Raw genomic sequence first — 13,225 nt, forward strand, 5'->3', positions numbered from 1 at the left:
TTGAGAATCTGGTGTAAACTAAATTCTATAAGCATGAATACTTTTTGATCTACCAATTCTTATCAATCATAAAAACCATCTGTGTCATCACAACCGCTCCTAAAAGCAATTCTCTTTTGTTCACTTTATCGAAAGTATCTTTCTCAGAGTGATGATAGTCAAAATATCTTTGGGTATCTACCACCATTTCCATTAACGGGATGTCCAGTTTTTTAAGTGGAGCAATATCCTGAATGGCATCAGTTTGATCAAAATCATACACTCCGTAAGGTAGAAAATATTCTTTCCAGGGGAAAATCAGGCGTCGTCTTTGGGGAGACATATCAAGAGAAAACCCTCTCGGAGAATACCCACCGGAATCTGAACCGAAGGCAAGAATATGTTTTTCCTCTTTCTTTTTTACTTGGGCGGCATAGATTTCTCTCCCTTGTCCACCGTTTTCGCTGTTGGCGTATAGCACAACTCTTATGGTGTGATTATTATCGTAACCTAATGCCTTGAAGGTTCTTAAAACTTCCAGACACTGCACCACTCCCGAACCGTCATCATGAGCACCTTCCGCAAAATCCCAAGAATCGAGCTGCGCTCCCAAAACAATGACTTTAGCATCTTTCTTACCAGGAATTTCTCCAATGATATTATGGTTGATGGTTTCGCCTTTTGATTCGGCGGTCATATTGAGTTTTGCTTTTACAGTTTGTTTTTTCAGAAGTTTTTCCAGCTCGTCCGCAGATCTCACACCAATTGTAACGGCAGGAATTTTTACCTTATCATCAGGCTCGTAATAAATCTGTTTTGCATGAGGAATATCGTCTGAAGCAGTTGTTAATGATCTTATAATCAAACCTCTCGCTCCTTTTTTTCCGATGACAGAAGCTGAAAGTAGTTTAGATTTAGCAGCAATCAGGTAAGAATCTACGGTGCTGATGATTTTCTGATCGATAGGATAATTGACATAAATAATTTTATCTTTTACCTGCGCACTTGTCAGATTCACTAATTCCTGTACATCATTCACCAAAAGAATATCGTAAATCATATCTTTTCCGCCGGTACCTTCAGAATTTCCGAACGACAGCATTCTGATGTTTTTCCATTCTCCGTTTCCGGCTTTGATCTGTAATGATTCTCTGCCCCTGATCCAGACAGGAACTCTTACTTCCTGTTTCCAGATGTTTTCTGCACCTGCTTCTTTAAGGTTTTTCTCTGCCCATTCGGCTGCTTTTGCATAACCGGGAGTTGCACTGAAACGTGCACCAACACCTTTCGTCAGTTCGCCGAGATTATCATACGCCGTTCCGTTGGTCATTATCTCATCAGAAATTTTTTTAAATTCTTCTATATAATTAAATTTCGGAATTGGTTTCGGTTTTCTGACAGGCTTCTTTTGAGAAAATAAAAATCCACTCAAAAAGAGTGGAAGTATGATGAGTAAGAGTTTTTTCATTTTTACTGACCTTTTTCTTTCGGTGCATAAAAATAAAGAAAAATTCACTAACTCTTATAAATATTGGTTTTTATTAATATTCAATTTAATACAAGGCGCAAAGAGTTTTTACTAAATATTTTAAGTTCGTAAAGGAATCACTTTAGCAAAGACAACAAAAGTTTTAGATTAAATACTAACATTAAAAAAATCCCCAAAATTATTTTCTTTTGCAGAAGAGTAATTTTGAGGATTTTTAATATTGAATTATTTTTTTGCAAAAAGAAGAAAGCTTTTTATTGTTTCATATCGTACATTAATAATGCAGTAACCAATTTTGGTTCGATGAATGTACATTTTGGAGGCATACGAAGTTTTAAATCAGAAATTTTAATCATGTCATTAAAACTTACAGGATAAACGCCAAAACCTACTTTGCCTTCACCGTTATCCACTTTTTCTTTCAAAAGCTTGATTCCGTCAATATTTGAAGTTCCCTTGCTGTAAGTGATCTGATCTGAACTGTCTGAATCTTCAATTTTTAAAATATCTTTAATGATATATTTATCTAAAAGATGGTGATCAAGATTATCTAAAGACATCTCCTGTGAACGAAGGTCGTGTTTCACATGAAGAGAGTAGAATTTGCCATCAATGTACATAGAAATATGGAATTTCTGTGACGGATAGTATGGAGTTTCTTCTTTTTCGTGAATTAAAAAATATTTTTCAAGTCTTTTAAGGAATTCTTCAGTGGAAAGATCTCCGATGCTTTTCACGATTCTGTTGTAATCATGAATTTTTATGGATTGGTTGGAAACTATGAAGCTGTAGACAAAATTATACGCTTCTGTACCATTATGTTTTTTGTTTTTATCTTTCAAACGTTTTGCGTGAATTGCTGTGGAACCAATTCTGTGGTGACCGTCTGCAATGTAGAAAGAATCGATCTGATCAATCACTTCTTTGAACTGCTGAAGTTTTAAACGGTTATCTATTCTCCAGATTTTGTGTCTGATTCCCACTGAATCTACATGATTGAAAATCGGAACGTTCTTCTCCTCATGATTCATCAGTAATTCTATCTTAGAATTGGATGGATAAGTGAGCAATACAGGTTCTGCCTGAAGGTTTACTTTATCTAAATAATGAGCCAGCTTCTCTTTTCGCTGAGGAATTGTACTTTCGTGACGTTTTATTTTACCTGCCCAGAAATCTTCTATGTTCGTTAAACCGAGAAGTCCTCTGAAAACCTGCTTGTTAGGATAAATTTGCTCATACAGATAATATGACGAACTGTCCTGAACGAGTGTTTTATCATCCATCAGTTCTTCAAAAGTTGAACGTATTTTCCTTAAATTCCGGTCGACATCTTTAGATTTACTTACAACATAGGGTTTTATCATATTGATGTAAGTTTTCTCTTTTTGAGCTTTTTCAGTGATTTCAGCCTGAGTGAAATTATCTAAAGGATGAGTAGGAAATGTAGCCTCATGATCTTTATGAGGTCTTATTCCACGGAAAGGTTTAAAAACTGGCATATATAATTTATAGTTTCTTTTTAATCTCAATAATCTGTTCGGCAAGCTCAACACCTATTTTTTCCTGAGCATCAAGGGTATTTCCGCCAAGATGGGGTGTAAGAGACAGGTTTGGATTCATTAATAAAATCAGCTCGGGAGTCGGTTCGGTTTCAAAAACATCGAGTGCAGCTCCTGCAACTTTTCCTGATTCGATGTTATTGATTAAGGTTACTTCGTTGATGACACCACCTCTTGCAGTATTTACGATAAATACACCATCTTCCATTTTTTCAAATTGAGGTGTATCTATTACATATTCATTTGTTTTCGGAGTGTTGATGCTGATAAAATCAGTGTCTTTGTAGAAAGCATCAGAATCGTTGGTTGATGTAACTTCAAAATCAACGGTTTGTCCGTCAAAAAAACTTAAACTGATTGTCTTGGTCTTTGGTTTTCTTGTCAGAACTTTAACTTTCATTCCCAAAGAAATTCCCATCTTCACCACTTCCTGACCAATACTTCCAAATCCGATAACTCCCAAAGTTTTACCAGAAAGTTCATACGCGTTGTTGAAAGATTTTTTCAAAGCATTGAAATTCGTATCTCCTTCCAACGGCATTAATCGGTTGGATTCATGTAAGAATCTTGCTAAAGAAAAGAAATGCGCAAAAACCAGCTCAGCCACTGATCTCGATGATGCATTGGGCGTGTTGATTACGTAAAGACCTTTTTCAATGGCATATTCAACATCAATATTATCCATGCCGATGCCGCCTCTTCCGATAATTTTCAAACTCGGACAAGCATCAATTAATTCCTGTCTTACTTTGGTAGCACTTCTCACCAAAAGAACGTCAACGTTATTTTCATTAATGAAACTGATAACGTGATCCTGCGCAACTCTGTTATCGAGCACTTCGATTCCTGCTTCTTTTAAAGCAAGCTCACCTGCTTTGGAAATTCCGTCGTTAGCTAAGACTTTCATATTGTTATTTTAGATGTTTAGATTTTAGAAATTAGATTCAGACAATTTTGTCTTTCATTTAAATCTAAAAATCTCTTAATCTTTTTATTTTTTTGTGTTGCCTAATTTAAGTTATTTTATTGACTTCATCACATCCACCAAAACCTGCACGCTTTCAAGAGGTAAGGCGTTGTACATACTTGCTCTGTATCCCCCTAAACTTCTGTGACCGTTCAATCCGCTGATTCCTGCAGCTTTCCATGCAGCATCAAATTCTTCTTTTTTGCTGTCGTCAATTAATTTAAATGAAACATTCATCAACGAACGGTCTTCTTCAACACAAAATGTTTCAAACATCGGGTTGGTATCAATTTCATTATATAAAAGTTTTGCTTTTGCTTCGTTTCTTGCTTCAGCAGCGGCAATTCCTCCATTGTTTTCTAAATGTTGTAATGTAAGTAAAGATGCATATACAGGGAAAACCGGTGGAGTATTGTACATTGATTCTTTAGAAATATGCTCAGAATAATCTAAGATCGAAAACATATTTTCTCTGCCTGTTTTTCCTAAAATTTCTTTTTTGATTACCACTAAAGTTACTCCTGCAGGTCCCATGTTTTTCTGAGCTCCGGCGTAGATTAAATCAAATTTTGAAAAATCTAATTGTCTTGAAAAAATATCAGAACTCATATCGCAAATCATCAAAGTATCCACTTCAGGGAAAGATTTCATCTGAGTTCCGTAGATTGTGTTGTTTGAAGTACAGTGGAAATAATCGTATTCTGAACCTACCGTATAATCTTTTGGGATAAAAGAGTAGTTTTCTTCTTTTGAAGAACCTACAACATCTACTGTTCCTACTTTTTTTGCTTCTTTTACAGCTCCTGCAGCCCAAGTTCCCGTATCAAGATAAGCCGCTTTTCCGCCAACCTTCATCAAATTGTAAGGAATCATCGCAAACTGAAGACTTGCGCCACCTCCTGAATACAAAACTTCATAATCGTCACCCAAATTCATCAATCTTTTTACGATTGCCCGAGCTTCATCCATCACCGCAACAAAATCTTTGCTTCTGTGCGAAATTTCAAGAAGAGATAATCCGATACCGTTAAAATCTAAAATCGCTTCTGCTGATTTTTCGAAAACTTCCTGAGGTAAGATACATGGTCCTGCGCTGAAATTGTGCTTTTTGCTCATAATTTTACTTTTTGTTTATTGGGATTGTGCTGATTTCTCAATCTGCTATTCAGTATTTGAATTAATTTAAATATAAAGAAAAAAAAACCGTCTCAACAAAAATGAGACGGCGTATTTTATTCACCGTGTAAAAATGCTTTTTTATTAAGCAAAGTTTCTTCAGACTCTACATGATCTTCATCCGGAACACAGCAATCTACCGGGCAAACTGCTGCACACTGTGGCTCTTCATGGAAGCCTTTACACTCTGTGCATTTGTCTGTTACAATGAAATACACATCATCATTTACAGGTTCTTGTGGTGCATCTGCATCAACAGTTAATCCTGATGGTAATGTCACAGTACCTTTTAATTCTGTACCTTCGGAAGCTTTCCAGTCTACCGCTCCTTCATAGATTGCATTATTCGGACACTCCGGTTCGCAAGCGCCGCAATTGATGCATTCATCAGTTATTTTAATAGCCATCGCTAATTTTTTTTAAATTTGCACAAAATTACAAAATATTCCCCACTTTTACAGTAATTATGAATATCGAAAAACAAGTTTTAGGACTTATTAAATTAAGTGATTATATAAAAAGCTATTTGTCAGAAAATAATGACGATTTTAATGAAAATGATTCTGAATTTGAATCAGTCATTAAAAAATCTGAAATCGAAAATCCGTGGTTTACCGTAGAAAATCAAAGATTTGCATTGAAGCAATGGGCAGATTTGTTAAATGAGGAAAATCTTAATTCCTGGTTAAACAATTATTCTCCTTCAAAAACGACAAAAAGGGTAGGATTAATTCTTGCCGGAAATATTCCTTTAGTCGGATGGCATGATGTTATTTCGGTGGTTTTGAGCAATCATATTCCACTGATTAAATTATCTTCAAAAGACAAACAGATGATGCCTTTTTTATTAAAAAAATGGAAAGAATTTTCTGATCATGAAATTGAATATGAGTTTGTTGAAAGACTGACCGACTTTGATGCCGTAATAGCTACAGGAAGCAATAATACGGCGAGATATTTAGAATATTACTTTAAAAACCATTTAAGTATTATCAGAAAAAACAGAACTTCGGTTGCCGTGATAAAGGGTGATGAAACAGAAGCGGAATTAAAACTTTTGGCTCAGGATATTTTCCAGTATTTTGGGTTAGGCTGCAGAAATGTGACGAGACTTTTTATTCCGGAAAATTTTATTATTGACAGGGTTTTTGAAAGTTTTATTGATTTTAAAGAAATCATTAATCATAATAAATATGCCAATAATTATGATTATAACAGAGCCGTTTATCTGTTGAATCAGGATCAATTCTGGGATAATAATTTTGTCATGCTGAAAGAAGACGAAAAATTGTTCAGTCCGTTGTCTGTAATTCATTTCAGCAGATATTCTTCTTTGGATGAAGTGAAAAATTTCATCAGTGAAAATGAAGAAAATATTCAATGTGTGGTTGGTAAAAACGACTTGGGAATTGAAACGATACATTTCGGCGAAGCGCAGAATCCGGGACTTGATACGTACGCTGATAATGTAGATACAATGAGATTTTTGGAAGTTATTTAATAATTATCATTAAATTTACCTGTCAACCAAAATCAATGATATGAACAAGATATTAATCATACTTTCTTTTTTAGCGTTCCAGCTGTGTTTTTCACAGAAGGTAAAAAAAGCAGTAGTAGTAAAAGATAATAGAACAACTGAGCAGAAATTAGAGCTCAGTAAAAGTCAGAAAGAACTTTTTAACGGACAATTTGAGCAGTTTATCTCAGCTTTAAAAGTTTCCGATAAAGGTAAAGTGGAAAGTCTGCTTTCTGAAAAAGCCAAACCATCATTTACAGAAAAAGTTTATCAAAAGCTTTTGGAGCAAATTGATTTTACGAGAAAAACGGAAATTTATAAAACAGGATACAAATCTTTGATGAATGGTGAAAATTATCCTATGATTCAGTATAAATATTCTGATGATAAATCTAAGTCTGACCCAAAAGAAATTATCACCGCAGTTTTTCAGGAAGATGGAAAAATATTAGGCGTGAAACCTTACAAACAAACTAAGTAAAATTAAAAATTTTCTCCCGCTGATTTTAAATGTTTTAAACAGAAAGAGTTAAATTCAATACACTAAACAAAAAATCCTGATGTATTATGCATCAGGATTTTTTTGTTTTAAGAATATGAACTCTTAGAATTTTATTATTTGTCGATTGATCCTAAAACCTTTTGAGCAAAAGAGTTTAAAGCATCTTTTTCGCTCATACCATTTTGTACATTGGCGTGAACTTCTAAAGCTCCGCAGATGTTGGTAATCAATTCTCCGGCAACATTTAGATCTTCTTCGCTTGTTCCTCTGAACTCACTGAAACTTTCTAAAACCTCTAAAGTTTTTTCCAAATTTTCAGGGGTCTGATTCTGATAAAATTGTCTGATTACAGGTAATTTCATGTGTGATTTTATTTTTTATATGGATTCGCAGAATTACGAATTCATATTATAATTCATTGAATAAGTTAATTAAACTTTCCGCCTGATTAGATTGAACCTGATTCACCAATTCGCCGTTTTTAAAGATAGCAAAGGTTGGTAGATTGTCAACTTTAGCTAATTTTCTGCTTTCAGGAAGTTTTTCAGCATCTACATACAAAAAAGGGATTGCATCATTTTCCGAAGCCAGTTTTTTGAATTTAGGCTTCATAATTCTGCAGTTTCCGCACCATGTTGCTCCGTATTGTACCACTACTTTTTCATTGTCGCTCACAATATTTTGCAGCGTATCTTCTGTTAATTCAGTATACATAAGTTTATTTTTTAAAGAAAAAAATAAACAATGTAGCAATCAAATAATTTATCAATGTACCAATTAAAAAAGAGATTTTAAAATTGGTATACTGCTAGATTGCTACATTGTTAGATTGAAATTAATTCATTAATTTTTTGCTAAATATTCAGCAGTAGAAGTTCTGTCAGCTTTCATCGCATCTTTTCCTTCTTCCCAGTTTGCAGGGCAAACTTCACCGTGCTTCTGAACGTGTGTGTAAGCATCGATTAATCTTAAATATTCTTTTACGTTTCTTCCCAAAGGCATATCGTTTACAGACTCGTGGAATACTTTTCCGGTCTCATCGATTAAATAAGTTGCTCTGTATGTTACATTTGAACCTGTGAAATACTCATTTCCTTCTTCGTCAAATTCCAGATCCTGATCAACAATATCTAATAAGTTTGCCAATTGTCTGTGAGTATCAGCTAAAAGCGGATAAGTAACTCCTTCAATACCCCCGTTGTCTTTTGAAACGTTTAACCACGCAAAGTGTACTTCGTTTGTATCACAAGAAGCACCGATTACTTTCGTGTTTCTTTTTCGAATTCACCTAAAGCCTCTTGAAAAGCATGAAGCTCAGTCGGGCAAACGAAAGTAAAATCTTTTGGATACCAAAACAAAATCACTTTTTGTTGGTTTTTTGTAGTTTCTTCAAAGATGTTGATTTTAAGATCATCACCCATTTCAGACATTGCATCAATCGTTACGTTTGGAAATTTTTTACCTACTAAAGACATAATTTTCTAATTTTTGATTTATAATTTAATGGTGCAAATATACAATTTTTATCTATTGGAATTATTCATATCGATAAATAAAATCTATAATTATTTGCTGATTTTATATATTGAATGTGGAGTTCATCATGCTGAAAGCATCTTAATTATTTAGATTCTCTGAAAATACATTAAATTGATTCTAAATATTTATAGATAAACGTGTTACAAATTATTTTTTTTATGTGTCAACTAAATGAAAAACTTATACAGATAGTCTTTCAAATTTAAGCAGGAGAGTGGGCAAAATACCCACTTATAATTTTATTAATTTGCATACTTAAATAAATCTGTTGCACCTGCAGATCAAGAACTTCTATCTCCTATTAAAGTGGAAAAGTTTTTTCTTCATTCTAAATCAATCTTTTTCATTCAGTGTGCCTTTATTCCGAAAAAATAGTGAAATACTCGGCGGCTTTTTGGTACACTTCACTCCAGAGCAGGGTATGATAATAGAATCCCAAACTTTTTACATACACTGACTGCCCAAGTTCCAGAATCAATGTTTTCGCAATCAGTTTTGATTTTTGTAATCATTGCACCACACACAAAATGGTTTCCCCGGTCATCGGAAAAGCAGATCCCACCATGGGGATCTAAATACAGGTATGCACTGGTCTCCGAATTATACAGCAAATATGACTGAAACTTATAACACACCAACACGACAGGCGCTTGGTAGGTTAGTGTTTTAAGATCTGTTTTTTTATGGTTCTGCATTGCAATTACTGAATAATATTAATGATACTATCAATTTAGAATTTACTGTTTTCCTTTGTCATTCAAGACGGCATCCTCTTCACCTTGGCTTTCGTTCATCAAATAGGTTTCAAAATCAAGCGACTTTTTATCATATTAGATATTTTTTAAACAGTTCGTTTGAAATATCAATTAGATTAAAACCTATCTTCATCATAATAAAAAGTAATGTTTCTTTTTTCACAAATAGCTTTTACTTCTTTGTAATTTGTAAGCTTTAGTCCTTTCGCATGAACTGTTTTCAATTTTGAAGCTGATAAAATTTCGATAGGAAAATAGGATATTTTTGTATTAGAAATATTAATCCTTTCAAGATTTTTCATGTTTTTCAAACACTTAGGGAGATTTGATATACTCGTGTCATTAATGGGTAAACTAACTAAATCTGAAAGGTTACAGATTTCTTTAGGAAGATTTAATAAAAAATGATTGTTTGAGAGGAAAACAATTTTTAGAGTTTTTAAATTTCCTATTTGTACATCAATATTTTTAATATCATTATCACTCAAGTTTAGCCTTTCCAATTTTTTTAAGCTATATAAAGATTGTGGTATTTTAGTGATACTATTATTTGGGAGCTCAATATGAGTTAAATTAACAATTTTTCCAATCTCTTCCGGAATATCAGTTATCTTTTTACTTCCAGAAAAAGATTGGATACTTTTTAATTGCTGAAAATTTGAAATCCAAATTGGAATAGAATCAGTATCTGAAAGATATATACTACGAACGTTTTCAAGTCTTAAATATGTGAGCGAATCTCTCTTTTTCCAAAGACTATCAAAAATAATTTGAGTGGTAGAAGTAGGAAACGCTCTTAAAGTTTCTTCAGATTTGTCATAGGGCTGTTTATTATATTGTTGACATGATATAGGTAGTGGAAATATAAAAAATATGTATTGCAAAAACTTCATTATTAAATTTTTAAATCATTTACAAATATGGCATGAATATAATGGAAAACCGTTAGTCTGTTATATTTGTCTAAACTTTCCATTGATTGAATTAAAAAACCTGAGTCTCGGTTACCTTCTCCTATATTACATAATGATTCTAACATTTTTGGAGAATCAGAATTTGTTTGATCATTAATAGCATCAATTTCTTTATTTAAAACTTTTTTGATCCCTTCTTCTGACATTTCAATAATTTTGAAACCTAAGTTTTTGCTTCGATTGATATCATTATCTTCTAAAAAGAATTTAGTAAAATCTTTACCTTCTCTAATTGCTTTTTCAAGATCTATATTCCAATTTTCAATGATAAACTCATCGTTTTCTTTCATCATTCGATCAACTTCCATTGTTATAAAAGGCGGAACAAAAGATGGCATTGGAATTTGATGATCCGCCACACCTGGTAATAGAGCAGTTAAATCTGAAAGAACACCGAAAATACCAGCTCTTTAAATTATTCTTCATCATAATAAAAATCAATGTTTCTTTTTTCGCAGATAGATTTTACTTCTTTGTAGTTTTTAAGTTTTAACCCTTTTGCAGTTATATCTTTTAAATTTCTATTTTCTAAAATATTTGGATGAATGTATATTATTTTAGTATTTGTTATATATATTCTTTCTATATGACTTAGACTATTTAAGCAATTGGGCAGTTCAATAATATTAGTGTTTCCAATTGGAAGAACTTTTAATGAATCTAGACTACATATTTCATTTGGCAACATAGCAATAGGGTTATATTCAAGTGATAAAATTGTGATTTTTTTTAAATTTTTTATTTGTGATGGAAGATTTACTATACGATTTCCTTCTAAGTTTAGCCTTTTAAGATTTATCAAAGTAAATAATGACATAGGAATATGCGATATATTATTTCTAGGTAAATCTATCTGTTCTAGATTCTTTAATTTTCCAATATTCTCTGGAATTGTTTTGATTTTTTTTTGATAATTACTTACATATAGTATTTTTAATTTTTCAAATTTTATAATCCATCTTGGGATTGAATCTGTTTCTGATAACACTAATTGCTCAATATTTTTAAACCGTAAATAAGTTATAGAATCTCTTTTTTGCCATAAACTGTCAAGTAATAAAACTTTTATAGTATCGGGCATTACTCTCATTTTTTCTTCACTCTTATCATATGGAGCATTGCTGTATTTTTTCTGACAAGAATAAAATAATGGCAATAATAATATAATATATAAAATGTTTTTGATCATGCTTCAGACCTTTAAATTATTAACAAATATGGCATGAATATAATGAAATGTTGTTATTCTATTATACTTATCATTTTCTTCAACTGATTGAACTAAAATCCCAGCATCATGGCTGCCATTACCAATATTTGATAAAGACTCTAATATTTGAGGCGAATTTCTGTCGTTTTTATTGTTGATACAAGATATTTCCTTATTTAAAATTTTCTTTAACCCATCTTCTGTCATATCTATTACTTTAAATCCTAAATTTCGAACTTTTATACCATCACTATAACTGTTTTCTTCAAGAAATTTAATAACACCTCCTTTTCCTCCATCAATAGCCTTCATCAAATCTTTTTTCCACAAATCTCTTAAGTCTTCATACATTTCATTAAGATATTTTTCAACCTCCATTGTTATAAAAGGCGGAATAATAGACGGTGGAGGTATCTTGTGATCTGCCACACCGCGCAATAGAGCTGCCAAATCCGAAAGAACTCCAAAAAGACCCGCAACTTCGCCCACCGTTTTTATTATTTTGGCTGAACTTTTTCCGGATTCATATGTGATGGCATTTAATCCCTTTGGTACATCTGTCGAAGCTTCGGCACTTACATTTACCGCTCTTTTAATCTCTTTCTCAAACATATTGTCTATTTCAGAAATATCATAATAGTAATATTCGGAAGTAGACCCTTTTTTTATTGTGGTAAAAAAATTCTTTTTCTCTAAATTTCTTATGGCAATGTTGTAAGCATTTTTCTCAAAAAAAGTCAGTTCTTTTTTTCCAGCCAGGTCGTATGGTTTCATTAAACCATCTATCTTTATGGTATACATTGCGTTTTTAAAAGCTGAAATATACCAAGGACTTCCATCCGCTGAAGAGTAAATTGCCGGTAATAAATGTTCTTTTGAAGCATGCACAAAAATGATAGGCTCAACTACAGGTTTTGGTTTTACTTTTAAATAATTCCATGATTCATCTGGAAATTCAGCAATTTCAGGTTGATTATTTTCATCAATGTATCTGCAACGAAAGTATAATTCTATATCTCTTGCATCATCATTGGCAACCATTTTTGATAAACTATCATCATCCAGCAGTAAACTTACTGTTATTTCAGAGTTTTCATTAAGCTCCCAGTCGGTTAATATTTGATTACCATCCGGTGTGTTGGTTATGATGTTTATCGTTTCATATCCTTTAGTATTATCATGCCCTATAAGTTCTTTGTTTGTAAGTGCCAAAATATACATTAGAAAATTAAAATCATCCCATTCTCTTAATTCAAGATTAATTTTTTTTCCTTTAGGAGATTTTATGTTCTTCATTTTCAAATGAAATTTTACCCGATCTCCTATTTGTGCTTCCTTTATTTCTTTATCATCTTTATCAGTCCACCAACCTTTTTCAAAATAACGATAGGAAAGAGGAGCTTCCTTCGGTTCTCCGATAATAATTCCTTCATCTGCCGTAAAATGACTTCCTTTTTCTCCAAAGACTGAAAATTGATCCGTATAAACCTTCCAGGTTTCACACTCTATACTATTGGTTCCACCAATAATGCGAGTTATTTTTCCTCCTGCCATAA

General features: G+C 32.7%; 13 protein-coding genes and 1 pseudogene. 2 read left to right on the top strand and 12 right to left on the bottom strand.

From position 1 onward, the window contains the following. Nucleotides 1-49: 49 nt before the first annotated feature. The 5 genes from ACZZ9T_RS11510 to ACZZ9T_RS11530 all read right to left on the bottom strand — a co-directional run bounded on the left by ACZZ9T_RS11510 (nucleotide 50) and on the right by ACZZ9T_RS11530 (nucleotide 5,577). A complete protein-coding gene (locus tag ACZZ9T_RS11510; protein WP_463442204.1) occupies nucleotides 50-1,447 on the bottom strand; it encodes a M28 family peptidase in 1,398 nt (465 codons plus the stop codon). A 275-nt stretch (nucleotides 1,448-1,722) separates the two neighbouring features. Further along, nucleotides 1,723-2,967 (bottom strand): DUF1015 domain-containing protein, encoded by a 1,245-nt coding sequence (locus ACZZ9T_RS11515; protein ID WP_463442205.1) that lies wholly within the window; start codon nucleotides 2,965-2,967, stop codon nucleotides 1,723-1,725. Nucleotides 2,968-2,974: 7 nt separating this feature from the next. After that, complete coding sequence (locus ACZZ9T_RS11520; RefSeq protein WP_463432249.1) at nucleotides 2,975-3,934, bottom strand: D-2-hydroxyacid dehydrogenase; 960 nt, start codon at nucleotides 3,932-3,934, stop codon at nucleotides 2,975-2,977. A gap of 111 nt (nucleotides 3,935-4,045) precedes the next feature. After that, entirely contained in the window at nucleotides 4,046-5,110 is a 1,065-nt protein-coding gene (gene serC / locus ACZZ9T_RS11525) for a 3-phosphoserine/phosphohydroxythreonine transaminase (protein ID WP_463442206.1), read from the bottom strand. A 116-nt stretch (nucleotides 5,111-5,226) separates the two neighbouring features. After that, nucleotides 5,227-5,577: a 4Fe-4S binding protein gene (locus ACZZ9T_RS11530; RefSeq protein ID WP_220179325.1), complete on the bottom strand. Its 351-nt coding sequence runs from the start codon at nucleotides 5,575-5,577 to the stop codon at nucleotides 5,227-5,229. A gap of 59 nt (nucleotides 5,578-5,636) precedes the next feature. On the opposite strand from ACZZ9T_RS11530, the gene ACZZ9T_RS11535 reads away from it, so the two are divergent. Together ACZZ9T_RS11535 and ACZZ9T_RS11540 are read left to right on the top strand one after the other, a co-directional pair. Next, complete coding sequence (locus ACZZ9T_RS11535) at nucleotides 5,637-6,671, top strand: acyl-CoA reductase (protein WP_463442207.1); 1,035 nt, start codon at nucleotides 5,637-5,639, stop codon at nucleotides 6,669-6,671. Nucleotides 6,672-6,711: 40 nt separating this feature from the next. After that, entirely contained in the window at nucleotides 6,712-7,170 is a 459-nt protein-coding gene (locus tag ACZZ9T_RS11540; RefSeq protein ID WP_463442208.1) for a peptidylprolyl isomerase, read from the top strand. Nucleotides 7,171-7,304: 134 nt separating this feature from the next. Here the strand turns inward: ACZZ9T_RS11540 and ACZZ9T_RS11545 are convergent, their stop codons facing one another. The 7 genes and pseudogenes from ACZZ9T_RS11545 to ACZZ9T_RS11575 form a co-directional block, all read right to left on the bottom strand. Further along, nucleotides 7,305-7,553 carry a DUF6952 family protein gene (locus tag ACZZ9T_RS11545; protein ID WP_027375263.1) on the bottom strand — a complete coding sequence of 83 codons (249 nt, stop codon included), beginning with the start codon at nucleotides 7,551-7,553 and terminating at the stop codon, nucleotides 7,305-7,307. Nucleotides 7,554-7,599: 46 nt separating this feature from the next. Further along, entirely contained in the window at nucleotides 7,600-7,905 is a 306-nt protein-coding gene (locus ACZZ9T_RS11550) for a thioredoxin family protein (protein ID WP_229984819.1), read from the bottom strand. 129 nt (nucleotides 7,906-8,034) lie between these two features. Next, nucleotides 8,035-8,666 (bottom strand): annotated as a pseudogene (locus ACZZ9T_RS11555) (peroxiredoxin). Between the two features lie 935 nt (nucleotides 8,667-9,601). Then, nucleotides 9,602-10,378 (bottom strand): leucine-rich repeat domain-containing protein, encoded by a 777-nt coding sequence (locus ACZZ9T_RS11560; RefSeq protein ID WP_463442209.1) that lies wholly within the window; start codon nucleotides 10,376-10,378, stop codon nucleotides 9,602-9,604. A gap of 2 nt (nucleotides 10,379-10,380) precedes the next feature. Next, complete coding sequence (locus tag ACZZ9T_RS11565) at nucleotides 10,381-10,818, bottom strand: hypothetical protein (protein ID WP_463442210.1); 438 nt, start codon at nucleotides 10,816-10,818, stop codon at nucleotides 10,381-10,383. Nucleotides 10,819-10,874: 56 nt separating this feature from the next. Next, a complete protein-coding gene (locus tag ACZZ9T_RS11570) occupies nucleotides 10,875-11,648 on the bottom strand; it encodes a leucine-rich repeat domain-containing protein (protein WP_463442211.1) in 774 nt (257 codons plus the stop codon). 3 nt (nucleotides 11,649-11,651) lie between these two features. Further along, the gene (locus tag ACZZ9T_RS11575) at nucleotides 11,652-13,223 is read right to left on the bottom strand and encodes a hypothetical protein (RefSeq protein WP_463442212.1); all 1,572 of its coding nucleotides are present in this window, start codon (nucleotides 13,221-13,223) and stop codon (nucleotides 11,652-11,654) included. Nucleotides 13,224-13,225 lie beyond the last annotated feature (2 nt).

It is taken from the genome of Chryseobacterium sp. AC417 (assembly GCF_979258215.1).